The sequence below is a fragment of the Streptomyces chartreusis NRRL 3882 genome (assembly GCF_900236475.1).
GTDB lineage: Bacteria > Actinomycetota > Actinomycetes > Streptomycetales > Streptomycetaceae > Streptomyces > Streptomyces chartreusis_D.
This window is the reverse complement of the sequence record NZ_LT963352.1, coordinates 397,971-422,551: the sequence shown is the minus strand read 5'-3', so window position 1 is coordinate 422,551 and position 24,581 is coordinate 397,971. Positions and strand designations below refer to the sequence as shown.

At 71.7% G+C, this 24,581-nt stretch carries 25 protein-coding genes; 13 read left to right on the top strand and 12 right to left on the bottom strand.

The window, feature by feature from the left end; genetic code table 11:
• Nucleotides 1–66: 66 nt before the first annotated feature.
• Genes SCNRRL3882_RS01935 through SCNRRL3882_RS01920 form a run of 4 tightly spaced genes read right to left on the bottom strand, consistent with a single transcriptional unit; the run spans nt 67 to nt 4,468 of the window.
• Entirely contained in the window at nt 67–1,044 is a 978-nt protein-coding gene (locus SCNRRL3882_RS01935) for a PDR/VanB family oxidoreductase (RefSeq protein WP_010033337.1), read from the bottom strand.
• 19 nt (nt 1,045–1,063) lie between these two features.
• Nucleotides 1,064–2,254: an acetyl-CoA C-acyltransferase gene (locus SCNRRL3882_RS01930; RefSeq protein WP_010033340.1), complete on the bottom strand. Its 1,191-nt coding sequence runs from the start codon at nt 2,252–2,254 to the stop codon at nt 1,064–1,066.
• A 30-nt stretch (nt 2,255–2,284) separates the two neighbouring features.
• Complete coding sequence (locus tag SCNRRL3882_RS01925; RefSeq protein WP_010033342.1) at nt 2,285–2,890, bottom strand: histidine phosphatase family protein; 606 nt, start codon at nt 2,888–2,890, stop codon at nt 2,285–2,287.
• 39 nt (nt 2,891–2,929) lie between these two features.
• The gene (locus SCNRRL3882_RS01920; protein WP_010033344.1) at nt 2,930–4,468 is read right to left on the bottom strand and encodes an AMP-binding protein; all 1,539 of its coding nucleotides are present in this window, start codon (nt 4,466–4,468) and stop codon (nt 2,930–2,932) included.
• 192 nt (nt 4,469–4,660) lie between these two features.
• Here SCNRRL3882_RS01920 and SCNRRL3882_RS01915 point away from each other — a divergent pair, with 192 nt between their 5' ends.
• The 4 genes from SCNRRL3882_RS01915 (at nt 4,661) to SCNRRL3882_RS01900 (ending at nt 8,381) form a co-directional block, all read left to right on the top strand.
• Nucleotides 4,661–5,902 (top strand): acyl-CoA dehydrogenase family protein, encoded by a 1,242-nt coding sequence (locus SCNRRL3882_RS01915; protein ID WP_010033346.1) that lies wholly within the window; start codon nt 4,661–4,663, stop codon nt 5,900–5,902.
• A gap of 60 nt (nt 5,903–5,962) precedes the next feature.
• Complete coding sequence (locus SCNRRL3882_RS01910; RefSeq protein WP_010033349.1) at nt 5,963–6,727, top strand: SDR family NAD(P)-dependent oxidoreductase; 765 nt, start codon at nt 5,963–5,965, stop codon at nt 6,725–6,727.
• Between the two features lie 3 nt (nt 6,728–6,730).
• A complete protein-coding gene (locus SCNRRL3882_RS01905; RefSeq protein ID WP_010033351.1) occupies nt 6,731–7,522 on the top strand; it encodes a ThuA domain-containing protein in 792 nt (263 codons plus the stop codon).
• Nucleotides 7,523–7,676: 154 nt separating this feature from the next.
• A complete protein-coding gene (locus SCNRRL3882_RS01900; protein ID WP_231911090.1) occupies nt 7,677–8,381 on the top strand; it encodes a DUF4328 domain-containing protein in 705 nt (234 codons plus the stop codon).
• A gap of 25 nt (nt 8,382–8,406) precedes the next feature.
• On the opposite strand, the gene SCNRRL3882_RS01895 is transcribed toward SCNRRL3882_RS01900, so the two are convergent.
• The gene (locus SCNRRL3882_RS01895) at nt 8,407–9,450 is read right to left on the bottom strand and encodes an NAD(P)-dependent alcohol dehydrogenase (protein WP_010033357.1); all 1,044 of its coding nucleotides are present in this window, start codon (nt 9,448–9,450) and stop codon (nt 8,407–8,409) included.
• 568 nt (nt 9,451–10,018) lie between these two features.
• Here SCNRRL3882_RS01895 and SCNRRL3882_RS01890 point away from each other — a divergent pair.
• The 4 genes from SCNRRL3882_RS01890 to SCNRRL3882_RS01875 are packed head-to-tail and all read left to right on the top strand — an operon-like array spanning nt 10,019 to nt 13,004.
• Complete coding sequence (locus tag SCNRRL3882_RS01890; protein WP_231911089.1) at nt 10,019–11,425, top strand: aromatic ring-hydroxylating oxygenase subunit alpha; 1,407 nt, start codon at nt 10,019–10,021, stop codon at nt 11,423–11,425.
• Entirely contained in the window at nt 11,410–11,736 is a 327-nt protein-coding gene (locus SCNRRL3882_RS01885; RefSeq protein ID WP_231911088.1) for a 2Fe-2S iron-sulfur cluster-binding protein, read from the top strand. Before SCNRRL3882_RS01890 ends, SCNRRL3882_RS01885 begins: the two co-directional genes overlap by 16 nt.
• A gap of 7 nt (nt 11,737–11,743) precedes the next feature.
• Entirely contained in the window at nt 11,744–11,959 is a 216-nt protein-coding gene (locus SCNRRL3882_RS01880) for a hypothetical protein (RefSeq protein ID WP_010033368.1), read from the top strand.
• Between the two features lie 4 nt (nt 11,960–11,963).
• Nucleotides 11,964–13,004 carry an NADP-dependent oxidoreductase gene (locus SCNRRL3882_RS01875; protein ID WP_102514718.1) on the top strand — a complete coding sequence of 347 codons (1,041 nt, stop codon included), beginning with the start codon at nt 11,964–11,966 and terminating at the stop codon, nt 13,002–13,004.
• On the opposite strand, the gene SCNRRL3882_RS01870 is transcribed toward SCNRRL3882_RS01875, so the two are convergent.
• From SCNRRL3882_RS01870 to SCNRRL3882_RS01855, 4 genes are all read right to left on the bottom strand, one after another.
• On the bottom strand, nt 12,987–13,301 hold the full coding sequence (locus SCNRRL3882_RS01870; protein ID WP_010033375.1) for a putative quinol monooxygenase: 315 nt from the start codon (nt 13,299–13,301) through the stop codon (nt 12,987–12,989). The genes SCNRRL3882_RS01875 and SCNRRL3882_RS01870 overlap by 18 nt on opposite strands.
• 72 nt (nt 13,302–13,373) lie before the next feature.
• Nucleotides 13,374–15,110, bottom strand: coding sequence for a PEP-utilizing enzyme (locus tag SCNRRL3882_RS01865; protein WP_010033380.1), 1,737 nt, complete (start codon nt 15,108–15,110; stop codon nt 13,374–13,376).
• Between the two features lie 31 nt (nt 15,111–15,141).
• The gene (locus tag SCNRRL3882_RS01860; RefSeq protein ID WP_197709804.1) at nt 15,142–15,966 is read right to left on the bottom strand and encodes an SDR family NAD(P)-dependent oxidoreductase; all 825 of its coding nucleotides are present in this window, start codon (nt 15,964–15,966) and stop codon (nt 15,142–15,144) included.
• Complete coding sequence (locus SCNRRL3882_RS01855; protein ID WP_010033385.1) at nt 15,963–17,267, bottom strand: aromatic ring-hydroxylating oxygenase subunit alpha; 1,305 nt, start codon at nt 17,265–17,267, stop codon at nt 15,963–15,965. Before SCNRRL3882_RS01855 ends, SCNRRL3882_RS01860 begins: the two co-directional genes overlap by 4 nt.
• A 155-nt stretch (nt 17,268–17,422) precedes the next feature.
• Between SCNRRL3882_RS01855 and SCNRRL3882_RS01850 the strand changes: the two genes are divergently transcribed.
• The 4 genes from SCNRRL3882_RS01850 (at nt 17,423) to SCNRRL3882_RS01835 (ending at nt 21,384) form a co-directional block, all read left to right on the top strand.
• The gene (locus SCNRRL3882_RS01850; protein WP_158688379.1) at nt 17,423–17,878 is read left to right on the top strand and encodes a VOC family protein; all 456 of its coding nucleotides are present in this window, start codon (nt 17,423–17,425) and stop codon (nt 17,876–17,878) included.
• 163 nt (nt 17,879–18,041) lie between these two features.
• Nucleotides 18,042–18,968, top strand: coding sequence for a thiamine pyrophosphate-dependent dehydrogenase E1 component subunit alpha (locus SCNRRL3882_RS01845; protein WP_010033387.1), 927 nt, complete (start codon nt 18,042–18,044; stop codon nt 18,966–18,968).
• A gap of 5 nt (nt 18,969–18,973) precedes the next feature.
• Nucleotides 18,974–19,999 (top strand): alpha-ketoacid dehydrogenase subunit beta, encoded by a 1,026-nt coding sequence (locus SCNRRL3882_RS01840; RefSeq protein ID WP_010033390.1) that lies wholly within the window; start codon nt 18,974–18,976, stop codon nt 19,997–19,999.
• Between the two features lie 5 nt (nt 20,000–20,004).
• Complete coding sequence (locus tag SCNRRL3882_RS01835) at nt 20,005–21,384, top strand: 2-oxo acid dehydrogenase subunit E2 (RefSeq protein WP_010033392.1); 1,380 nt, start codon at nt 20,005–20,007, stop codon at nt 21,382–21,384.
• A 16-nt stretch (nt 21,385–21,400) separates the two neighbouring features.
• Here SCNRRL3882_RS01835 and SCNRRL3882_RS01830 read toward each other — a convergent pair whose 3' ends face one another.
• Entirely contained in the window at nt 21,401–22,006 is a 606-nt protein-coding gene (locus SCNRRL3882_RS01830; protein WP_029180725.1) for a TetR/AcrR family transcriptional regulator, read from the bottom strand.
• A gap of 141 nt (nt 22,007–22,147) precedes the next feature.
• Here SCNRRL3882_RS01830 and SCNRRL3882_RS01825 point away from each other — a divergent pair, with 141 nt between their 5' ends.
• On the top strand, nt 22,148–22,801 hold the full coding sequence (locus SCNRRL3882_RS01825; protein WP_010033399.1) for a TetR/AcrR family transcriptional regulator: 654 nt from the start codon (nt 22,148–22,150) through the stop codon (nt 22,799–22,801).
• A 168-nt stretch (nt 22,802–22,969) separates the two neighbouring features.
• Here the strand turns inward: SCNRRL3882_RS01825 and SCNRRL3882_RS01820 are convergent, their stop codons facing one another.
• Together SCNRRL3882_RS01820 and SCNRRL3882_RS01815 are read right to left on the bottom strand one after the other, a co-directional pair.
• The gene (locus SCNRRL3882_RS01820; RefSeq protein ID WP_010033400.1) at nt 22,970–24,124 is read right to left on the bottom strand and encodes a thiolase family protein; all 1,155 of its coding nucleotides are present in this window, start codon (nt 24,122–24,124) and stop codon (nt 22,970–22,972) included.
• Complete coding sequence (locus SCNRRL3882_RS01815; RefSeq protein ID WP_010033403.1) at nt 24,121–24,564, bottom strand: Zn-ribbon domain-containing OB-fold protein; 444 nt, start codon at nt 24,562–24,564, stop codon at nt 24,121–24,123. Before SCNRRL3882_RS01815 ends, SCNRRL3882_RS01820 begins: the two co-directional genes overlap by 4 nt.
• Nucleotides 24,565–24,581 lie beyond the last annotated feature (17 nt).

The following is a 24,581-nucleotide window of genomic DNA, read 5'->3' as shown; positions in this document are numbered from 1 at the left end:
CAGGTCGGGTACCGCGGACGGAAGAGATACTAGGACGTCCTAGTAAATTGCTGGGGGTGATCGCCGTCACAGGTCGAGGACGAGGCGTCTCCCGCGCGAGCGGGAGACGCAGATGAGCATGGTCTCGCCGGCGGCCCGCTCGTCCTCGGTCAGCAGTGAGTCGCGGTGATCGGGCGTGCCGTCGAGTACGTCGGTCTCACAAGTGCCGCACGTGCCCTCCCGGCAGGAGAAGTCGACCGCGACACCGGCCTTCTCCACGGTTTCGAGGACCGAGCGGTCCGGCGGCACGGTGAGGGTGAGCCCGGATCGGGCGAGTTCCAGTTCGAAGGCCTCGGCGGGGCCGGTCGTGGCCGTCCCTGCCGGGGCGAACCGTTCGACGCCCAGCGTGCCGGGAGGCCAGCCGACGCAGTGTTCCCGCACCGCCTGCAGCAGGGGTTCGGGACCGCAGGCGTGCACCAGGGTGCCCTCCTCGGGTACACGGAGGTGGGCCGCGAGGTCCAGCAGGCCGTACTCGTCCTGCGGCCGGACGAGTACCCGGTCCCCGTGCGGAGCGAGGCGGTCCAGGAACGCCATGGAGGTACGGGTGCGGCCGCCGTACAGCAGACGCCAGTCGGCTCCCGCGGCCTCGGCCGCCTCGACCATGGGAAGGACGGGCGTGATACCGATGCCGCCGGCGATGAACAGATGGCGGGCGGCGGGCCGCAGCGGGAAGTTGTTCCGCGGTCCGCGGACCCGCACGGCGGCGCCCTCGAGCAGGCGGTCGTGGACGTACGCGGAGCCGCCGCGGCTCCGCGGCTCGCGCAGCACGGCGATCTGCCAGGTGCCGCATTCGGCCGGGTCTCCGCACAGGGAGTACTGACGGACCAGGCCGCCGTCCTCGCCGTCGTCGCCGTTCAGGAGTACGTCGATGTGGGCGCCCGGTGTCCAGGCGGGGAGCATCCCGCCGTCGGGGCGGCGCAGGGTGAGGGAGACGACGCCGTCGGCGGCGAGGGTACGGGTCGCCACGACAAGGGTCGTGTCGACGGGGGTCAGTTGGTCGCTCATGATGGTTCGGCTCCCGGGGTCAGGCCTGCGCAGGCACATGCAGCAACAGCGCGTCGCCCTGGCCGCCGCCCCCGCACAGGGCCGCCGCTCCGCTGCCGCCGCCGCGCCGCCGCAGTTCCGCCGCGAGAGTCAGCACCAGCCGGGCTCCGGTCATGCCGACCGGGTGTCCGAGCGCGATCGCTCCGCCGTTGACGTTCACCTTGTCGAGAGGGATGTCCAGCTCCCGTACGGAAGCCAAGGCCACTCCGGCGAACGCCTCGTTGATCTCGAAGAGGTCCAGGTCGGCCGCCTTGAGCCGGCCGTCGCGGGACAGGGCGTCGCGGACCGCGCCGGCCGGCTGGACGAGCAGCGAGGGGTCGGGGCCCGCGACCGTGCCGTAGGCGCCGATCTCGGCGAGCGGCGTCAGGCCCTCGCGCCGGGCGCGCCGCGCGCTCATCACGACGACGGCCGCGGCGCCGTCGGAGAGTTGTGAGGAGTTGCCCGCGGTGATGGTGCCGGCGCCGGAGAAGGCCGGCTTCAGGCGCCCCAGGCTTTCGGCGGTGCTTCCCGGCCGTACGCCCTCGTCGGTGTCCACCACCGTCTCGCCCCGGCGTCCCGCAACGGTGACGGCGGTGATCTCCTCGGACAACACACCCGACTCCTGGGCGTGCGCGGCCCGTTGATGGGACAGCGCGCCGTACTCGTCCTGTTCCTCGCGGGTCAGGGCGAACGGCCGCTGGTGGCGCTCGGTGGCCGCACCCATGGAGACGCCGTCGAAGGCGCAGACGAGGGCGTCGCGGTCGAGGGCGTCCTCCGCCGCGGCCGGTCCGAACTTCCAGCCGGTGCGAGCTCCGCGCAGCAGGTGCGGAGCGTCCGACATGGACTCCATGCCGCCGGCGACGACCACCTCGTGGCGGCCGGAGGTGATCATGAGGTCGGCCAGGGCAATGGCGTGCAGACCGGACAGACAGAGCTTGTTGACGGTGCTCCCGGGGACGGAGAAGGGAATGCCGGCGCGGATCGCGGCCTGCCGTGCCGAGTTGGGGCCGGCCCCGGCCTGCACGACATGACCCATGACGACGGCTTCCACCACCGCCGGGTCCAGACGGACGGCGGCCAGCGCCGCGCCGATGGCGTGGGCGCCGAGGTCGACCGCGGAGAGGGTGCTCAGGCTGCCCATCAGTCTGCCGATGGGCGTCCTGGCTCCGGCGACGATGACGGATCCGGGCATGGCCGGGACCTCCTGGGGTCTGGGACGGGGTCAGGCGACAGCGTCGACGGCACGTTCGGCGATCATGTGGGCCGTCTCGTTCACCGAGTGCAGAACGATCCGGCCGCCGGGCATGCGCCGCACCCGGCTGACGGAGGTGTAGTCGGGGTGGAACCAGAACATCGTGGGCAGGCCGAGCACCGTCGCCAGATAGGTGTTGGTGATGCCGCCGTGGCACACGACCGCGACCCGCCCTCCGGGATGGGCGTCGAGGATGGTGTCCATGGCCCGCCCGGCACGGGCGCGAAAGGCGTCCCAGTCCAGATCGGGCACGAAGTCCTCGTAGCGCCCCTCGGTGAGCGCCGCCGCCCGGGGATCGTCCGCGCCGATCTGCTCCGGTGGCGTGTAGGGCTGGGACACGTCGGTGTCCCACTCGCGCAGGTCGTCGAGGACGGCGGCGGTCATGCCGGTGCGGCGTTCCAGAGGTGCCACGGTCTCGCGGGCACGCCGGAACGGGCTGCAGTACAGGGCGTCGATGTCCTCGTGCACGAGCCAGGCGGCGAGGCGCTCGGCCTGAGCGGTGCCCTCCGGTGACAGCCCCGGGTCGAACACACCCGCCAGGGGGAGGCCGTGCCGGATGAGGAGGAGTTCGGTCATGGGTGATCCTTCGTACAGGTGAGGGGCGGGCGGGTCGGCTCAGCCGGCGATGGTCCGTTCCGAGCTCCAGTAGGGGCGGCGCATCGCGCGCTTGTCGAGCTTGCCCATCGCGTTGCGCAGCAGCTCGGGAACGACCTCGTAGGACTTCGGGCACTTGTGGGAGGCGAGGCGCTCGCGGCAGAACCGGTCCAGCTCATCGGCCGCCGGCTCCTCCCCGGCGACCACGACCAGCGCCCGCAGCGACTCGCCGAAGTCCGGGTCGGGCACGCCGATGACCGCGACCTCGGCGACCGCCGGATGCCCGCGCAGGACCGCCTCGCTCTCGGCCGGGTACAGGTTCACGCCGCCGGATACCACCACGTCCGCGGCCCGGTCGGTGATGAAGATGTAGCCGTCCGCGTCGACGTAGCCGATGTCGCCGAGCGTGAAGACACCGGGGGAAAGATAGGCGGACCTGGTCTTGTCCGGGTCCGCGTGGTAGCGGACGCCCTGGTCGTCCGGCGCCCGGAAGGCCAGCAGACCGCGTTCGCCGGGCGGCAGCCGCCGGCCGTCGTCATCGGTGACCAGGACCTCGAACGGGGCCCGGACGCGCCCGACCGAGCCCGGGTGCGCCAGCCACTCGATGCTGCTGATCCGGGCCACGGTGCCCGCTTCACTGGCGCCGTACGACTCGGTCAGCACCGGACCGAACCACTCGATCATGGCTCGCTTCACGTCCGGCGGACACGCGGAGCCGGTGTGGGACACCTGCCGCAGGCTGGAGACGTCGTACCGGCCGCGGACCTCCTCGGGGAGGGCGAGCAGCCGCTGGAAGTGGGTGGGCACCATCACCGTCGAGGAGACCCGCCACCTCTGCACCCGGCTGAGGAACGTCTCCGCGTCGTATCTGCCGAGGACGACCACCGGCTGACCGGCCGCCAGGTGCCGCAGCGAGGTCAGCGGTGCGTTGTGCTGGAGCGGCCCGCACACCAGGTGCGGCCCCGGCGGGAATCCGGGCCGGGCGGACATCGCGGCGAGGTAGGCGGAGCTGTCGGCGACCGGGCCGCTCACCCAGCGCACCTCGGTGCCGCGGGCCCGCCCGGTGGTGCCCGAGGTGTACACGAGCGGAGGCCGGGCGGGCCGGTCCGTCGGGGCGGTGCGCCCGGCGGACGCGGCCGCCAGCCACAGGTCCCAGTCGAAGGCGTGCCCGATCGCCGCGGTTCCGTGCATCACCAGCGGCAGGCCCAGTTCCCGGGCCGCGTCCAGGGCGGCACCCGCTCCGGCGGGGCCGGTGATGATCGCGGTCACGCCCGCGTCGATGATCTGGTCGACGAGTTCGCCCGAGGTCAGGTTCCGGGACGTGGCCACGGTCCCGACCCCGGCCCGCAGACCGGCCAGGTGGGCCACCAGTGTCGGGTTGGCGTTGTCACCGAGGACGGCGACCCGGTCGTCGGGGCCGGGTGCGAACTCCAGCAGCCGTGCCGCCGCGCGCGCCACCTGGTCGGCGAGACCGGACCAGGACAGCACGGCCAGGTCGTCTGCCAGGGCGGGCTCGTCAGGTGTCTCCTGGGCGCGACGGTCGAGTGGCAGCAGCGACATGGCTCCTCCGGCGGCTCCTCGGCCTCTCCCGATTCGAGGGATGAGGTGATGCGGAGACTGTAGCGTTTATCAAGAAAGTGCGGAACACTCTGATCCCGAACGGGGGTATTCCCACATGGTTCAGGGGCGATGAGGTGTCTCGCACATCCCCGTTACTGAATCTTTCGTCTGGTAAGTGCACGAGGAGGAGCCATGTCCCAGCCCGACCTTGACGCATGGCGCACGCAGGCACGGCAGTGGCTGGCCACCGTGCTCGAACCGGCGCGGGCGCCGCAGTCCGCCGGAGAAGACGCCGATCTCGCCGTGTTCCACAACCTCCCCGAGGACGAGGAGCGCCTGCTGCTGGAGCGCTGCCGCGCCTACCAGCGGGCCCGTTTCGACGCCGGGTACCAGGCGCTGACCCTCCCCGCGGACAAGGGCGGTGCCGGCCTGACCGCCGCCCACGTGGCCGTCTTCGCCGAGGAGGAGTCCGCCTTCGAGGTGCCGCCCTCCACCGAGCTGATCAGCGTCACCGTGCGCCTGGTCGCGATGGCCGTCTCCCTGTTCGGGACGGCCGGGCAACTCCACGACCATGCACGCGCGTTCCTGCGCACCGACCTGCTGGCCTGCCAGCTCTTCAGCGAACCCGGCGCCGGGTCCGACCTCGCGGCCCTGCGCACCCGCGCCCGGCAGGCCGACGGGGGCGAGTGGGTGATCGACGGTCAGAAGGTGTGGACCTCGGGCGCCCAGTTCGCCGACTACGGTCTGCTGCTCGCCCGCACCGACCCGGACGTCGTGAAACAGGCCGGCATCACCGCCTTCCTGGTCCCGATGGACGCCACGGGAGTGGAGGTGCGCCCCATCCGGCAGATGAGCGGCGGCGCCTCCTTCAACGAGGTCTTCCTCAGCGGCGTACGCGTCCCGGACCGGCTCCGGATCGGGCGGCCCGGCCAGGGCTGGGAGGTCGCCACCACCACCCTCGCCTTCGAACGGACCGCCTCCGGCAGCGGCAACCGCCGCAAGGGCGGCACCTTTACGGACGTTCTCGCGCTCGCCCGGTCCCTCGACCGCACCTCGGACCCGCTGGTCCGCCAGCGCCTCGCCGACCTGTACGTACGTGCCGCCCTGCGCGCGGCCACCGTCGAGCGCGTGGCCAGGACGAGCGCCGCGGGCGGCCGGCCGGGCCCGGAGGCGTCGTTGACCAAACTCATGGCCTCCGATCTGCTCACCCGCACGGGGCAGGTCGCCGCCGAGCTGATGGGGGCGCGGATCAGCGCCGACACAGGGGAACCGGGCACGTTCGCCTGGACACAGCATCTGCTCGGCGCCCCCGGCTACCGGCTGGCCGGAGGCACCGACCAGATCCAGCGCAATCTGATCGGCGAGCGGGTGCTGAAGCTGCCGCCGGAGCCGCGGGCGGACCGGGCGCCGTTCTCGCAGCTTCCCGGCAACTGAGGGGCTTCTCGGCCACCGAGCCACGGGGACCGTTCCGGCAATCACAAAGGAGTGACATCGATGGATCTGGGACTGACGGGTGCGAAGGCGCTGGTGACCGGCGCGAGCCGGGGCATCGGCCGGGCGATCGCCGCGACCCTTGCGGCCGAGGGCTGCGCACTGGCCCTGTGCGCCCGGGGTGAGGAGGGGCTGGCGAAGGCCGCCGCCGAGCTGCGCGGCGAGGGTGCCACGGTGTTCGCGGAGCCGGTCGACGTCACCGACCCGGCCGCGCTCGCGGCCTTTGTGCAGCGGGCGGCCGGTGCACTCGACGGCCTGGACCTGCTGGTGTCCAACGTGTCGGCCGGCAATGTGAAGGGCCCCGAGTCCTGGGAAGCCAGCCTGCGCGGCGACCTGATCCCGTTCGCGGGACTCGTCGAGGCGGCCCTGCCGCACCTGGAGGCCTCCGACCGGGCCGCCGTCGTGGCCATCGGCACCACCAACGCCTCCGACACCGCGCGCCCGGCCGGAGCGAACTCGTACTCCGCGCTCAAGGCGGCCGTCGTCCAGCACGCCTCGGCCCTCGCGCACGCCCTGGCGCCGAAGGGCATCCGCGTCAACACCGTCTCGCCCGGCCCGGTCGACTTCCCCGGCGGCGCCTGGGAGACCGTCCGCGCCAGCCGCCCCGAGGTGTACGAGGAGGTGCTGGCCAGGCTGCCGATCGGCCGCTACGGCGCCGCGGAGGACGTGGCCGCGGCGGTGGCGTTCCTGCTCGGACGGACCGGCTCCTTCTGCGTCGGTGTCAACCTCGTGGTGGACGGCGGGCTGCTCACCCGCGTCCAGTACTGAGCCGTGGCGGGCCCGGCCGGCCGCCTGGACGCCGTACTGGTCTGCGGCGGCCGCTGGCACGACTTCGACCACGTGCGGCTCCGGCTGCTGGAGCTGCTCGGAGAGCATCCCCGGGTCCGCACCACGGTGTACCAGGACTACGACTGCGCGGCCGCACTCGACAAGGCCGACCTGCTGGTCACCTACACCTGCGACGTCCGGCCCCGCCCGGCGCAGCGGGCAGCGCTTTCACGGTTCGTCGAGCGGGGCGGGCGCTGGCTCGCCCTGCACGGCACCAACTCGGTGATCGAGCCGTCGACGGATGGCAGCTCGCGGGTGTTCACGACCCCGCGGCTCCTCGGGGAGCTGGCGGAGGTGCTCGGCAGCCAGTTCCTGGCCCACCCGCCGATCGAGCCGTACGAGGTGCTGGTGACCCGGCCCGACCATCCGCTGGTCGCCGGGATCGGTCCGTTCACGGTCACCGACGAGCTCTACGTGTGCGCGCTGCACGGCGAGCTGGAGGTGCTGCTGCACGCCGAGTACACGGGGCCGTGCCGCGGTTTCGCCGAAGGCGACGCGGCGGCCCTCGACGCCGCGCCCCGGCCGGTGCTGTATCTCAAGCGGCACGGCCTCGGTGAGGTCTGCTACTTCACCCTCGGCCACTGCAGGGGCCGCTACGACATGCAGGATCTCGGAGTGGACGACACCGGACGCGTGGACGTGGGGCCCTGGCGGACACCGGAGTTCCTGACAGTGCTCCGGCGCTGTGTGGAGCGGACGGTGGGCGGGCGGAGCCAGGCCGGGGGAGCGGGGTGACACTGAACCTGGCCGCTCATCCCTCCGGAACAGGGCCCAGCCCATCGGTCCGACCTGCGGATTGTTATGGACGGGGCCTCGCAGCAGGCGTACGGTGCCTCCGCGCACGCTCTTTCGCGGCCGTTTCGTTCTTCGCCCGTGGGGGGCCGTCGTCATGTCTGCATCCAGTGATCTCCGTCCGCGTCGCATGCTGCCGAGCGGAACGCCACGCTCGGCGCGCGGCCTCCTGGCCGCGGCGTCGGCGTCGCTCGCGATCGTCGCCCTGAGCGATCTCTTCGCCGTCTTCGCCGGAGCCCGGCTCTACCCGCTCATCGAGGACGACCAGGGGTCTGCCGTCGTTCCCCAGCAGAGGCTGGACGCCGCCTACTCGCTGTACCAGACAGCCGGCAACGTCCGAGGCATCGTGTACGTGCCCTGCGCGGTCCTCTTCGTCGCCTGGTTCTTCTGGACGCGCCGCAACACCGGGCTACTGGCACCCGATCGGTTCCGCAAGGGCCCGGGCTGGGCGATCGGCGGCTGGCTCATTCCACTGGCGAACTTCTGGCTGCCGTACCGCATCGCCGTCGACATGTGGGGTGCCGCAACACCCCTGCCCGCCGACGGGGAGTCGTACCGGGTATCGATCTGGCCCGTGAACCTGTGGTGGGGCCTGCTCGTTTCCAGCGAGTTGTTCGGCTGGTACGCCGCGTCGCGATACGAGAGCGCCGAGGCACCCACGGAGATTCGGGCCGCGGTGATGCAGTACATGGCAGCGGACGCCCTGGACATCGCCGCTGCCGTGGCCGCGGTGTACTTCGCCGTGCGTCTGACATCCATGCACTGGCTGAAGGCGAGCGCCGGCAGTCCTTACAGCAGGTGAGCGGGCCAGGGGCCGCTGCTTTCGCTCAGGCGTGCGGCAGTATCACCGCGCGGCCGTTGATCTCCCCGGCGTGCAGGCGCTCGTACGCCTCGGGCGCCTGTTCCAGCGTGAAGGTCTCGACGTGACAGGACACGAGACCCTGCCGCGCCAGTTCCAGGACCTCCATCAGCTCCGTCCGGCTGCCCCAGTAGGGGAAGGAGGCCGAGACCTCGAACGGCAGGCCGCCCCCGAAGCCGACGGCCAGCGTGCCCCCGCCGAGGCCGACGACAGTGACGTCGCCCGCCACCGCCACCGACGCGGCGGCCACCGCCAGGGTCGTCTCGGCTCCGACGAAGTCCAGGACGACCTCCGCTCCCGTACCGCCGGTGAGCTCCCGGATCCGTGCGGCCGCCTCGCCGTCGGAGAGGAGCGTCTCGTGGGCGCCGACGTCATGTGCCAGCGTGAGCTTCTCCTTGCTCACGTCGAGCGCGACCACCCGGGCCGGGGACAGCGCGCGCAACAGTTGCACGGCGAGATGCCCCAGACCGCCGACGCCGATCACCACCGCCGTGCTGCCGGGCGGCAGCTTCGGCAGCGATCCGCGGATCGCGTGATAGGGGGTCAGCCCGGCGTCCGTCAGGGGCGCGGCCTGCACGGGGTCGAGTCCGTTCAGCGGGACCAGGTGGCCGGGCGAGTCCACCAGCACGTACTCCGCCAGGGCGCCGGGGGAACCGAGCCCGGGCGGCAGGATGCCGAGTCCGGCGGCGTGCGGACAGCAGTTCTCCTTGCCTTCGGCGCACGGGTGGCAGCGCCCGCAGCCCCACGGGCCGTACACCGCCACCGCCTCGCCCTCGGTCACGGCGGTGACACCGGCGCCCAGCGCGGCCACCGTGCCGACGCCCTCGTGACCGAGTGTCATCGGCAGCGCGTAGGGGAACTGCTCCTCGGGCCAGCCCATCACGGCCAGATCGGAGTGGCAGAGCCCCGCCGCCGTCACCTGCAACAGCACCTGGCCCGGGCCGGGTTCGGGCACCGGCACGTCCACGACCTCGGGGGCGTGCCCCACCCGCCGGTACTGAACAGCCTTCATCATCAGGTCTCCTTGTCGGTTGTTCTGGTGGCCAGCCCGAGCCCGGTGATGCCGGTGCCGAGCCTGAGGACTGCGAGGGCCGTGCCCCGGGCGTTGAAGCGGCCCGCGCGCAACTGGGTCGCCCCGACGAAGGCGGCGGCGTAGGCCGACAGCCGGCGACACCGGACAGCAGCGCGGAGGCCACCAGGGCGCGAAGGCGCAGCCGGTCGGTGCGCGCCCCTTGCAGCCGGGCCGCGTCGGCGTTGATCCGGCGTCCAGCTGGCGGCCGGAGTGGCACCGCTGTGACGCCTGCGCTGCCGCGACTCGCGTCGCCTTCCGCGTCCGCGGCGGTCGGCTCCGGTCAGACGGATCTATTCGGAGAAACTTATGAGGCACTACAGCTTCAGGTGGGTCGGAGTGTGACACGCCTCAGTGGGCTTGGGGAGAGGGGTGCCACAAGAAATTCCGAAACAACCGCAGGAAAGCGCGTGGCCTCGGATGGTGTGGAGGTCGTCCACCGGCGTGAGTGTTGCTCCCGGGCGCAACCGGTAACTACACTCACTCTAAAGTTTCTGCCGGAGGAGAGATGATGGACGAATCGTCGGAGCCGGCCACGGCGCGGTGCCCCGGGCCCAGCGTCCAGGACTACCTCGACCAGGACAGCCGCCCCGTTCCCCCCGCCCTGAGGTACGAGCGCAACGACTACCTCGGCAGCGAGGACATCGACACCGCCCGCTTCACCTCCCGAGAGTGGGCCGAGCGCGAGATGCGGCAGGTGTGGCGGCGCGTCTGGCAGTTCGCCTGCCTGGAGAGCGAGATCCCCGAGGTCGGCGACCACGAGGTCTACGAGATCGGCGACGACTCCCTCATCGTCGTCCGCACGGCCCCCGGCGAGATCCGTGCCTTCGTCAACGTCTGCCTGCACCGCGGACGCAAACTGCGCACCGGCGGCGGCAACGTCAGCGAGTTCCGCTGCTCGTTCCACGGCTTCGCCTGGAACCTCGACGGCACGATGCAGACCCCGCCCTGTGCCTGGGACTTCCCGCACGTCACCCCGGAGAAGTTCGCGCTCCCCGAGGCGCAGGTGGCCACCTGGCGGGGCTTCGTCTTCATCAACATGGACCCGTACGCCGAGTCCTTCGACAGCTACCGCGGCACCTTCGACGACTACTACATCTGGCCGCTGGAGAACCGCTACAAGTCGCTGCACATCGGCAAGGTGCTGCCCTGCAACTGGAAGATCGCACAGGACGCGTTCATCGAGTCCTTCCACGTGATCGCCACGCACCCGCAGATGCTGCCGTGGCTCGCCGACGCCAACTCGCAGTACGACGTCATGGCGGACCAGCCGAACTGGAACCGGATGATCAACATCCAGGGCGCGCCCAGCCCGCACGTGGCGGACTCGGTCACGGAGGAGGACGTTCTGGAGACCTTCTACGACTCGCGTGCGTTCTATGCCGCCGCCCAGGGCCGTGACCTGGTCATGCGGGAGGGTGACGAACTGCCGGCGATCCCGCCCGGTGGCACCGCCCGCCAGGTCCTCGCCGCGCGGATGCGCGAGCAACTCGCGGCCACCTCGCACCAGGACTTCTCGGAGACCCCGGACACCGAGCTGCTCGACGCCATCAACTACTTGCTGTTCCCCAATTTCAACCCCTGGGGCGGCGCCAAGTCGAACATCATCTACCGGTTCCGGCCCAACGGCCTCGACCCCGACTCCTGCACCGCCGAGATCATCTTCATGTCGTCCCCGAAGCAGCCCGGCGAGACGCCGCCCCCGGCGAAGATCCGCTGGGTGCCCGAGGACATGCTCTTCGCCGACATCCCCGAACTCGGCGTCCTCGGCCCCGTCTTCGACCAGGACTGCGAGAACCTGCCCTACGTCCAGCAGGGCCTCAAGGCGATGCGCAAGCCGGGCATCACCCTGGCGAACTACCAGGAGAGCCGCATCCGCCACTTCAACCGGACGCTCGACCGGTGGATGAGCAGGTGACCCACCGGGTGGCGGTCAGACCCTCCGGCGTCGAGCTCGAAGTCCTCGACGGCGAGGACCTGTTCACCGCCGCCCGGCGGCTCGGCTACCGCTGGCCCACCGTCTGCGGCGGCAAGGGCACCTGCCGTACCTGCTTCGTCCAGGTCGAGGAGGGCGCCGAGAACTGTTCCCCCGTGGGCCCGCTGGAACGCGAGGGCATCGAGGCCCTGCGCAAGCCGGTGGACGGCCTGACCCGGCTCGCCTGCCGGCTCCTGGTCGAGGGCCCGGTGACCGTGACCAAGCGCGGCGTGCGCCGCCGAGTGCAGGAGTGAGGCTCCCATGTCCAAGCAAGTGATCCACCCTCTGACCGGGCATGTCTACCGGCTCACGGAGGACGGGCTGGTCGAGGTGACCGACCCGAGGACAGGCCTGCAGGGCGTCTTCGACTTCCAGGCCCGGTGGCAGTCGGGCGAACTACGGCACGCCGACCTCCAGATGGCCGGCTGGGTCGGCCGCCTCGCCCGGCGGCGTACGTCCCGGCAGCCGGAGGAGTGATCCCGTGACGCCCCGTACGACCCGGGTGGTCTGTCTGGTGCGCCGACCCGACGGAGAACCGCTCCCCCGTGACTTCGCCGTCGAGGAGCACCCGTTGCCACCCCTGGGGGAGGGGCAGGTGCTCGTGCGCAACCTCTACATGAGCGTCGACCCGTCCATGCGCGGGCGGCTGTCGACCACCGAGAAGCACTACACGCACAACTTCACCCCGGGCTCGCCGCTCGACGGCCGCGCCCTCGGTGTCGTGGAGGAGAGCCGCTGCGCCTCGGTGCCGCCGGGCACGTACGTACGCCATCAGCTCGGCTGGCGGGAACGGGCGGTGCTCGACGCGGTGGCCGTCGACGGCGCCGGCCGCATCGACCCGGACGTCGCGCCGCTGCCCACCTGGTTGGGCCTGCTCGGCCAGACCGGTTTCACCGCGTACGTCGGCCTGACCCGTATCGCGCACCTGCGTCCGGGCGACACCGTCTTCGTGTCGGCGGCGGCCGGCGCCGTCGGCACCGCCGCCGGCCAGTTCGCGCGCCTGCTGGGCGCGGTCCGCGTCATCGGGACCGCCGGAGGGCCGGACAAGTGCGCCCTCCTGGTGAAGGAGTTCGGCTACGACGCGGCCGCGGACTACCGTGCCGAGCCGGTGCGCGACGCGCTGGCCCGGCTGGCACCCGACGGCATCGACGTCTACTTCGACAACGTCGGCGGCGAACAGTTCGCCGCGGCTCTGCACGCACTGCGCACCGGTGGCCGGGTCGCCCTGTGCGGCATGATGTCGCAGTTCGGCGGCGAGGGGCGGACCGTGGACATCAACCAGTTGATCCAGGCGGTCCTCAAGCGGCTGACACTCTGCGGGTTCATCGTCCGCGACCACGAGGACCTGCGGACGGAGTTCGAGCAACGGGTCGCCGGCTGGCTCGCCGAGGGCCGGATCACCGCGCGCGAGACGGTCGTCGACGGCCTGGAGAACGCCGCGGGAGCGCTGCTGTCCCTGCTGGGCGGCGGCAACGTCGGCAAGATGCTGGTCCGGTTGGGGGAGTCAGCGCATGGGTCGTGACGAGGCCACGGTGTGGGCCTCCAGGCAGACCCCGACCCGCGTGATCCCGGCCACGGCCGCCCGGAACTCCTTGATGTGCGGCGTGGCGAAGTGCTCGTCGAGGGCTTGCCGGGAGGCCCACCGCTCGTACACACGGATCCGCTGTTCGCTGCCCGGGTCCGCGGTCATCGCGTAGTCCAGGCAGCCCGGCTCCTCCTCACGGGTCCGGTCTCCCAGCACGACCAGATGTCCCAGCACCCTGTCGCGATCGCCGGCCTCGTAGTCCATCCAGCCCGCGACGATGATTTCCTCTGCCATGGCGTGTTCCCTTCGCGGTCATGGCCGTGGGCCCGCCGCCCCCGCCACGGGAGCGGCGGGCCCACGCGTTTCTCAGACTCCGGGCGTGGTCGGCACGCTGTCGACGGTGACCGTGCCCCGGTCACCGTCGACCGTGACCACCATGCCGTCCCGCAGCCGTCGCGTCCCGCCCTCGACGGAGATCACGGCCGGGATGCCCAGCTCACGGCAGACCACCACGGCATGGCTGTTGAGCGCGCCCACGTCCACGACGGCGGCTCCGGCGACCAGGAACAGCGGGGTCCAGGCCGCGTCCGTGATCGGCGCGACCAGCACCTCGCCGGGCTCCAGCGCCTCGCACGAGGCCGGGTCGGTGACCACCCGCACCGTGCCGGTGCACGTGCCGTGGCTGCCGCCCACACCGCCGAGCACATCGCCCTCGACGGCCGCCTCGGCCCGTTCCCCGGCGCGGCGCGGCCAGGTGTCGATCTCGGTCTGCGCGTCGTCGGCGACGAAGAACGGCGGTTCCAGTTCGTGCAGGCCCGCGTACTCCTCCAGCCGCCGCGCGATGACGGGGCCGAAGGATTCCGGGGCGGCGACATACTCGTCGAGTTCGGTGTCCAGCAGCATCATCACGTCCTCGGGCCGGGCGAAGAGCCCCGCCTCGACGCCCCGGCGGCCGAGCTCCCGTACGGCCATGCGGATCTCGTTGACGACCGTGACGCAGTTCGCCTTCGTGCGCTCGCGGGCCGGGATCCACACCTGGGAGGCGTGCATCCCGGCGTCGAACATCGGCTGCGCGTCCTCGGGCAGTGCGCCTCTGATCTCCCGCGCCGTCCGCTCGCGCCCCTCGGTGAGCCGTTTCCGGCGGGCGGCCGGCGAGTCGTCGTCGGGACTGCGCCGGATCCGGTCGACCAGGGCCAGCGCCTGGACGGGCGCCGCCTCCCAGGACAACGCGTGGATGTCCCACTCGTTGGGGCCGCGGTCGCCGGACTCCGCCAGGAACTCCTCGAAGGCGTCACGGAACGCCTTCACGTCCCCGCTCGCCCCGTCGAGCGCCCGCTCCACCGCGGCCGGACCCCGGTCGAACAGCGCGCTCAGTTCGGCCGAGGCCGCCACCTGCCGGGACAGCGTCCACAGCCCGGCCGAGGGGGAGGCGGAGTCGACGTCCCCGAGACCGCCGATGAGGTCGAGCATGGCGCCGGGGCGGTCCACGCTCGCGCACAGCGGGCCGAGGATCGCCGGTCCGACGGACGCGGGCAGCGACGACTCGACGTGCCGCTGGAACGTCGTCTCCACCTCGTCCAGCAACGACCGTGCGTGCGCCACGAGTTCGGCGTCGGACAGCCGCGTCAGGCCGGGTCGCGAGCGCCGCAGGGCGCGCAGCCGCTCCCGGTCAACGTCGGCCTCCGGGAAGGTGGTCTGGCCGAGCATCCGCTGGAGCGTCGCGCCCGCCTTGGCGGTCAGCTCCTCGTCCTGGTCGTCCGGGTGCGCGAGGTACACCGGCGTGTCGGAGCGCTGTCCGACGAAGGCCGCGTCGATCTGGTCCGCGGTCTGGCCCATGCGGATGCCGAACAGCCGCATGTGGGACAGATTGAGGTAGAAGTGGCCGCCGAACATGCCGACGAACGGGGGCCGGGGGCCGGCTACCTCCTCCTCGCTGTAGATGCCGAACCCGACGAAGCCGCGACGCCAGCCCTGCAGGCCCCGCCCCCAGACCAGGGTCCAGCCCAGCGGGCTGGCGGGGTCCGGCAGCGTCTCGCCCGCATTGGCCCGCGTGTAGTGCGGCAGCCGCTCACTGCGCTGCCAGTCCGTGATCCAGCTCTTCATGACCGAGGTCTCCCGCTGTCCGTACCCGCGCCTACCACTGCGCTGTTCCGCCGTCGACGCTGATCAGCGTGCCGGTGATGCCCGCCCCCGCCTCGCTCGCGAGCAGCGAGGCGACCGCCGCGATCTGCTCCACCGTGGTGATCTTCTTGGTGGCGGCGTGCTCGGCGAAGCGGCTCAGCCATTCCTCGTAGCCGATGCCCTCGGCCTCGGCGGCGGCCGGCCCCGCGGCACGCATCAGGTCGGTGTCGACGGCGCCGGGGCAGATGGCGTTGCAGGTGACTCCCTGCGTGCCGTACTCGAAAGCCGTCGCCTTGGTGAGCCCGTGGATGGCGTGCTTGTTGGTGATGTAGTGGCTGATCCCGGGCTTGTTGGCCTGCTTGCCCTCGACCGACGAGATGTTGATGATGCGGCCCCAGCCGTTCTCCAGCATCGCCGGCAGCGCGCGGCGGGTGCCGTAGAAGTAGTTGTTGACGTTGAGCTTGAGGGCGTCGTGCCACGCCTCGTCGCTGAGCTGGTGGATCGGGGCGAAGCCGGAGCTGCCGCCGGCGTTGTTGACCCAGATGTCGAGCCGGCCGAAGCGCTCCGCGGCGAAGTCGGCGAGGCCCTCGATGTCCTCCTGGCGGCCCGCGTCGCAGGGGTGGAAGACGGCCCGGTCCCCGGCGTCCATCTCCTCCAGGGCCTGCTTGCCCTTGACCTCGGAACGGCCGCTGACGACGACCGTGGCGCCGTCGGCCAGGAAGGCCTCGGCGATGGCGCGGCCGATGCTGCGCGTGCTGCCCGTGATCACCGCGACACGTCCGTCGAGGCTGCCCGTAGCCACCATGGTGTTCTCCCGCGAGTGTTGTTGGTTGCTCACCTGGCGGCTCTGGGGGCTGCTGTGGCGCCACTGTCCAGGTGTCGGTGAATGGTGCGGTGGAAGTGCTGGAGTCCGGGCTCGTTGCGTCCGAAGACGAAGTCGGTCCCGTCGAGGGCCTGCAGGCCCTGCTGGACTCCGTAGGTGGTCGCGTAGTCCTCGTCGCGGACCACCTCGTGGAACCACTCGCCGAACCGGTCGGCAGCCCGGCGTTCCTCCTCGGTGACCGCCGGTTCCCGCAGCAGGATGATCTGCTGGGTCACCGACTCGGTGGCCGTCCGGGGAAGCACCAGGGAGACGGCGATCTTCTGGCGCCAGCCGCCGGCGATCGCGAGGCCCGGGAAGAGCCAGTAGATGGGCCCGACGCAGTCCCCGGGGTCACGCTGGTCCGGCGGCAGGTCGACCGCCTGCGCGATGGGACGCAGGGCCGGTGCGATGCGCTGGTGGGGACCCCAGGTGTCGTGGGCCATCATGTTCGAGAGGTTCGTCTCGAACACCGTCTTCGGGTGCAGCGAGGCGAAGTGGTACGTCTCCAGGTACCCGTCGAGGGTGACCTTCCAGTTGGGACTGGTCAGCTCGCTGGTGGAGTAGTGGTGGCACTCCGCCAGCCGGAGGCCCTCCAGCAGGGGCTGGAGGTCGCCCAGCCAGGCATCCAGGTCGGGCTCGGCCGCCGGGTCCAGTGAGACGAAGACGATCCCCGCCCGCTCCCCGGCCGGCAGCCTGACGAGGCTGCGGCCCTCGCGCGCGACCTCGCCGAAGGTCTTCTCGGCGTACACGCCCCGCAGCTCTCCGGCGAGGTCGTACGACCAGGAGTGGTACGGGCAGATGAGCCGCTTCGACACCCCGCAGCCGGGTTCGAGGAGCTTGGCTCCCCGGTGCCGGCAGGCGTTGATCATCGCGTGCACGGCGCCCTGACGGTCACGGGTGATCAGCACGGGGATGCCGAGCACGTCGATCGCCTTGTAGGTGTTCGGCCCGGGAAGCTCGCAGGACATGGCGAGCGGCAGGGGAACGCTGCGGTGGACGGCGTCCGTCTCGCGCTGCCAGCGGTCGGCGTCGAGGTAATGGGCGACGGGTTCCGTCCACTGGCCGTCCGCCTCGTGTGTCGTGTTGTCGCGGTAGTGCGCCACCACACGCTCGACGAGTTCGGCGGCCTCCCGCCGCATCGTCAGGGACGCGGCGTCGGTGGACCGGTCCCGGCTGATCCACGACGCGTATTCGGGGGCCGAGGGGGCCGAGGGAGCTGAGACCGACGACGTGGGTCCGGCGTCTGTTTCCCTCTCCGGCGAACTGGTCTGGACCACGATGTCCTCACAATCCTCCCAGCCGCGAGCCGGTGACCGGCTTCGGAATGCGACAGCTGGGTTGTGTCCGAAACGACAACAGGACTTAGTGTGCTCTGTCAATAGAAAGTGGCGAAGTTGCCGCTCGGTGCCCCGTGGGGGTGGGTGCGATGGTCATGACCCTGCCGTTCGAGGTGGGCGTGGTGGTGCGGGACCTGGAGCTGATGGAGCGCTTCTACTGCGCCGTTCTCGGCTGTCGCGCCGAGCGCCGCTCGCGCGTACCGCACTCCGTCGGCGGCCCGGCCGGGCTCGGCGGCGAGCTGGTGGTCGCCTGGCTGCGGGTGCCCTCCGGGGGGTGTGTCAAGTTGATCCTTCCCCGGTCGGTCCCGGTGTCGGCGCGCGCGGCGACCTCGCCGGCCGGGCGGCCGGGACTGGCGTATCTGACCTTTCACCTCGACGACCTGGACCCGGTCGTGGCGGCGCTGCCGACCGCGGGCGCCCGGCCCCTGTCGGACCCGGTCGTCGTCAGGGCGCGCGGGCGGCGGATCAGCTTCTGGGCCGATCCGGAGGGCAACGTCGTGGAGTTGGTGGACACGCGGGCCGGCGACTCGGAACCGGGGCATAGTAATTAGAGACGCTGTTCAGTAAGGTGCCCTCTGGCTGGTTACTGTAGACCAGCACTAGTAAGTCCGATGGCCCGGCAACCTCCCTCGGACGAAGGGGCGGACGATGGCTCAACGAGCGTCAACGGCGTCGACGGTATCCGCGCAGCTCATCAAGGACCTGCATCAACGCATGGTGCGTATCCGGCTGTTCGAGACCGAGGCGGGAAAGCTCATGGAGGCCGGCAAACTGCCCGGCTTCCTGCACCTCTATGTCGGCCAGGAGGCCGTCGCCGCCGGCGTGATGGCGGCCCTGCGCGACGACGACCAGATCACCTCCACCCACCGCGGTCACGGGCACGCCGTGGCCAAGGGTGTCGGCTTCCGCGAGATGTACGCCGAGCTGTACGGCCGGGTCACCGGCGCCTGCCTCGGCCGCGGCGGGAGCATGCACATCAACGACCTCACCCGCGGCATGCTCGGGGCCAACGGCATCGTCGGAGCGGGCGTCCCGATCGCCGTCGGAGCCGCCTTCGCCGCCCGGTACAAGGGCGAGGACAGCGTCGCCGTGACCTTCTTCGGCGACGGCGCCACCAACATCGGCGCCTGGCACGAGGGCGCCAACATGGCGGCGATCCTCGGCCTGCCGGTGGTCTTCGTCTGCGAGAACAACGGCTACGCGGAGTTCACCCCGCAGTCCGGGCACATGCTGCTCACCGATGTCGCCGACCGGGCGGCCGCCTACGGCATGCCCAGCGTGATCGTCGACGGCATGGACGCGGTCGCCGTCCACCGGGCCGCCGCCGAAGCCGTCGAACGGGCCCGGTCCGGCGCCGGCCCGATGATGATCGAGGCCAAGACCTACCGCTACTTCGACCACCAGGGCGTCAAGGGCCTGCGTCACCCCTACCGCTCCGACGAGGAGGTCGCCGAGTGGAAGGCCCGTGACCCCATCGGCCTGCTCGAGGCCCGAGCCGTCGCCGACGGCACCGCCACGCGTGCCGAACTGGACGACGTGTGGCAGCGCACGCGCGACGAGATCGCCGAGGCCATCACGTACGCCGAGGCGAGCCCGCTGCCCGACCCCGCCGACCTGCTGCTCAACGTCTACTCGGGATGACCGCCATGACCACCACCACCGAAGCACCGGCCGTCACCCCGGTCGCAGCCTCCCGCAGACTGTCCTACGTCAAGGCCTTCAACGAGGGACTCGCACAGGCCATGCGCGAGGACGAGAACGTCTTCGTCGCCGGCGAGGACGTGGCCGGATACGGCGGCGTCTTCCGCATGTTCGACAACCTGCTCGACGAGTTCGGCCCCCGCCGCATGATCGACACCCCGATCTCCGAAGCCGCCCTGGTCGGCCTCGGCGTGGGAGCCGCCGCCCGGGGCCTGCGCCCCGTCGTCGACCTGATGTTCATGGACTTCATCGGCGTCTGCCTCGACCAGATCGTCAACCAGGCGGCGAAGATGAAGTACATGTTCGGCGGGGCGCTGTCCGTGCCGCTCACCATCACCACCGCCTCGGGAGCCGGCCTCGGGGCCGCGGCCCAGCACAGCCAGAGCCTGGAGGCCTGGCTGGCCCACGTGCCCGGCCTCAAGGTGGTGATGCCCTGCGACGCGTACACCGCCAAGGGCCTGACCGTCTCGGCCATCCGGGACGACAACCCGGTCGTCATCATGCTCAACAAGGTCCTGCTCGGCAGCACCAGCGAGGTTCCCGAGGAGATCTACGGCATCGAGCTGGGCCAGGCGCACACGGCACGGCACGGCTCCGACGTCACGGTGATCGCCCTGGGCCGCATGGTGGGGGAGGCCCTCGCGGCGGCCGACGAACTCGCGGCCGAGGGCGTGGAGATCGAGGTGATCGACCCCCGCACCGTGCAGCCGCTGGACACCGGGACGATGTTCTCCTCCGTCCGCCGTACCAACCGCGTGCTCGTGGTGCACGAGGCCGTCACCTTCGGCGGGCTCGGCGCGGAGATAGCCGCCCAGATCCAGGACTCCGTCTTCGACCACCTGGACGCACCGGTCCTGCGCATCGGCGCTCCCTTCTCCCCGGTGCCCTTCTCCCCGGTCCTGGAGAAGGCCTACGTGCCCGATCGCGCCCGCATCGCCCAGGGCTGCCGCCGCCTCCTCGAAAGGTCGTGACGGACATGGCGATCGAGGTTCTGCTGCCGAAGATCGGTCTGACCATGCAGGAAGGCACGATCGACGAATGGCTCGTGCCGGCCGGCGCGGCCGTCGCGGAGGGCGACGCACTGCTGAGGCTCGCGACCGACAAGGTCGACGTGGACGTCGAGGCGGAGGCCGGGGGACTGTTCCACCCTGCGGTTCCTGCGGGGGCCACCGTCCCCGCCGGGGCCCTCATCGGCTGGCTGCTGGCCGAGGGCGAGCAGCCACCGGACCCGGCGGGTACGCCGATGCCCGCCGGGTCCGGGACCAGTGCGGCCGGGGCTTGTCTCCCCGCCCTCAACGGCACCGTCGCCGGCGGTGCCGCTGCCGCGCCCCCCGGCGACGGCACCCGTGACCGGCTTCTCTCCTCACCGAACGCCCGGCGGGTCGCCGCCGCGGCCGACGTCGACCTCACCGCCGTACGCGGCACCGGACCCGGCGGCCGCATCGTCTCCGAGGACGTGGAGGAGTTCCTCGCGGCCCTCCCCGGCGACCTCGGCACGCCGGTCCCGGCGGTCGGCACGCCCTCCTCGCCGCTGGTCCGCAAGCTGGCCAGGGAACGGGGCATCGACCTCTCGGAGGTCAACGGCACCGGGCCGGGCGGCCGGGTCCGCCGGTCCGACCTGGACGCCGTCCCCGCGGCACCTCCGCGCCGGGGCGCGGCCCCCCGGCCCGGCGACGTCCTCCCGCTCACCGGGATGCGCGGCACCATCGCGCGCCGGATGCACGCCAGCCTCCAGGAGATGGCACAGCTGACGCACGGCTACGAGGTGCGGATGGACGCCGTGGTGTCCCTGAGGGACCGGCTCAAGAAGGAGTGGGCCGACAGCGATCTGCCGGTGCCCGGCCTCAACGACTTCCTGCTGAAGGCCGCGGCCCTGGCCCTGCGCGAGCACCCGCTGCTCAACGCGACGGTGCGGGAGGACGGCATCCATCTGCTCGACGGCATCCACCTGGGCTTCGCCGTGGCCGTCCCGGGCGGCCTCATGGTCCCGGTGATCGAGGACGCGGTGGAGCTGCCGCTGCCCGGGATCGCCAGCCGGTCCAGGGCCCTGGCCCAGGCCGCACGCGAGGGGAGGATCTCCCCGGGACAGCTGGAAGGGGCCACCTTCACCGTCACCTCGCTCGGCGGATACGGCGTCGACTTCTTCACCCCGGTGATCAACCCGGGCAACGTCGCGATCCTCGGGGTGGGCAGACTCAGGGACGGCGTCGAGTGGGTGGACGACCGGCCGCTGCGGACGCGGGTGCTCACCCTGAGCCTCACCTTCGACCACCGTGCCGTCGACGGGGCGCCCGCCGCGGAATACCTGCGCACGGTCGGCGAGTTGCTGCGCAGGCCGCTGCGGCTGCTGGTGTGATGGGCCGGACGCACCCTCAGGTGCCCGGGTCGGCGATCCGCTCCGCGAGAGCGCCGACCTCGCGGACGAAGGCGCGGTGCCCGAGCGACCGGTACACGTCGTCGCCCCGGACCTGCGAGATCGCCGCGGTCTCCAGCAGCGCCAGCAGGCCCAGCCCGATCACCGACGCCTCGGCGTCGGAGACGGACGCCCGGGCCTTGCGGATCAGCCGCACCAGCTCGTCCAGCAACTCGGTACGGCTCTCCTGGCGCAGCGCCTCGGCCTCCTGGCTCATGCCGGCCGACGACACGAAGAACACGGTGGCGGCGGAGCGGTGTTCGCCCAGCCAGGACAGCAGCGTGGTGACCGCCGCACCGATGTCCGCGCCGGGTTCGTGGGCCTCCGTGAGCGCCTGCAACTGCTCGCGCAGCGCGGTGGCGAACGCCCGCATCCCCTCTGCCAGGACCTGGTCCTTGGAGGAGAAGTGGTAGTACACCGCTGCCGAGGTCATCTCCGCGCGAGCGGCGATGTCGGCCACCGTCACCTCGTCCGGCGGCTGGGTGGCGAACAGCTCGGTGGCTGCTTCGATCACCCACTGCCTGCGCGACGGACGGTGAGCGGCGCGGGTTCCGGAGGTCGTCATGGTGTCAAGTATGCCGGGCGCCGAGTGTCCCGTAAGCCCATGCACAACAGGAATTACTCCGCCGGACGGTTGGAGTTACTGGATACCATGGTCAGTACAAGGCCCACGGACGCGGGGTCACGGCAGCCGGCAGGGAGCATGATGGCCAGCACGAAGAACGGCAAGCAGCCCGCCCATCGACCCTCGCGGCGGCAGCACATCATCACCGCCGCCGTGCGGGTGTTCGGCCGCAACGGGTTCTCGGAGACCAGCATCCAGGACATCGCCGACGAGGCCCAGGTGGTGCCCACGGCCGTCTACTACCACTTCGACGGCAAGGAGGAGCTGCTCGAACTCGCCATGCGCCGGGTCTTCGACCAGCTGAACGCGGTCGTGGAGGCGGCCCGCCCCGAGTCCGAGCCGGGTGACGCGGAGGGGCTGATCCGCGTCATCGACGCCGTGTGGGACTGGGTGGAACAGAACCCGGACGAGGCTCGCCTGTACCAGGTCCAGGTCGCCTCCGCCAACGGCAGCGTCAAGGTGCTGCGGGACGAGTTCGAGCAGCGGCACATCCAGCGTGGCTACGACTATCTGCCCGAGGGCACCACCCGCAGCCCCCGGGCGGCGAAGGCACGGCATGGGGCGCAGGCGCTCGCCGTCCGCACGCTGATCAGTACGACCATGCTCGTCACCGCGCTGCGGGCCGAGGGCGGACCGCTGTCCCGGCTGCCCTCCCGCGCCGTGCTGGAGGCGGTCAGGGAGCTGGCGCTGCGCATCGTCGCCACCGAGCAGGGACCGGCCACGTCCCGGACCTGAGGCCGTTCGCCAGGGTGTCCGCCCCCTCCCGCGGACCGTGTGGGGCGACGGGCCGCCCATGCCGCCACGGGTCAAGAAGGGGGCATCGTCGACGTGAGGGGGCCGCAGATCCCCGTCCAGCGACACCCCTGCGTTGTTCACCGGCACGTCGATCCCGCCGGTCAGCCTTCACACCGTGAGGACCGAGCAGGCGCTGATCCCGGGCGCCCCGTACACGTGGGTGAAGCCCACCCGGGGAGCGCCCGGCACCTGCCGGCCCGGCGCCCGGCCCTGCAACTGCCGTACGACCTCGTGGAACTGACGCAGCCCCGAGGCGCCGACGGGCTCCCCGCCGGCCAGACAGCCGCCGTCGGTGTTGACCGGTATCCGACCCGCGGGATCGGTGTCCCCCGCGGCCAGCAGCGCCTCCTGCTCGCCGTGGCCGCACAGCCCGGTCTCCGCCAGGTGGATCAGCTCCGAGCCGCTGTCGGTGTCCTGCAACTGGGCCACCTGCACGTCAGCGGGCCGCACCCCCGCCGAGCGGAAAACCGCCTCCGCGGCGTCCACGCTGGGGCTGCGGTGCGGTCCCGGCGGCAACCAGGGCGAGAACACCTCGAACGAACCGAAGCGCCGGGTCCTGAAGGCCAGCGACGCCAGCCTCACCGGTCGTTCGCACAGGTCGAAGGCGCGGTCGCCGAGCGCCAGCACCAGCGCCGCCGCGCCCTGTCCGGGCGAGCAGAACATGTACCGGGTGAGCGGGGGACTGACCTCGGCGGCGTCCAGGATCTCCTGCTCCGTCAGCGGCTTGCGCCGCCACGCCAGGGGATGGTGCGAGCCGTTGCGGAAGGCCCGCGCCGCCACCATCGCCAGCGCCCGCTCCGAGACTCCGTGCTCGTGCAGATACCGCTGGGTCTTGAGGGCGAAGAACTGGGTCGTGAGCATCATGCCGGTCGCGGCGTACCAGTCGCCCAGACCGTAGCGGGCCGCGGAGACGTGGAACGCGCCCCGCTCGTGCTTGTCGAAGCCCACGGCCAGTCCCAGGGAGGCCTCACCCGCGCGCAGCGCGCCTGCCACGGTGAGCACGGTCGAGGCACCGGTCGCGCAGCCGTTCTGCACGTTGACGAACGGCACTCCCGTCAGGCCCAGCCGGCCCACCAGGGTGTCGGGTTTGCCGGACACGTCGGAGCCGCCGGCCGCGTATCCGATGTCCTCCCAGGCGACACCGGCGTCGGCCAGCGCCTCGCGTATCGCACGCTCGGCCATGTCCAGTCCGGTGACGCTCTCGTCGCGGCCGAAGGGATGCATGCCGCAGCCCACCACATAGACGTCGTCGGTCCGCCTCATCGCTCGCCGTCCCGATCCGGAGCGAACGCGAAGGTCAGAACCTCGGTCCCGTCCTCGTCCTGGTACGCGGTCACGGTGGTGAGCCGGACCGGCAGCCCGATCCGGATCTGCGCGCGGGGCACCGCCAGCCGCGCTTCGACCAGCACCTCACCGAGGTCCACATAGCCCACGTGGTAGGGCCGGTGGCCGCCGGCCGGCGCCCGGTACGGCGGTTTCGGCGCGAACGCCTGGAGCGTCCACGACCACACGCGCCCGCTCACCGGCAGCACCCGCGCGGACATCGTCCCGTCCGAACACCGGGGACACGAGCCCTGCCGGGGGAAGACGACGGTGCCGCACGCGGAGCAGCGGGCGCCCACGAGACGCGGTGGATCGCCGTCGTGGAACTGCCTGTTCTCGACGTTCTCGAACAGGGACTCGTCGATGAGCCTGGTGGTCATGCCGTCCCGCCTTCCAC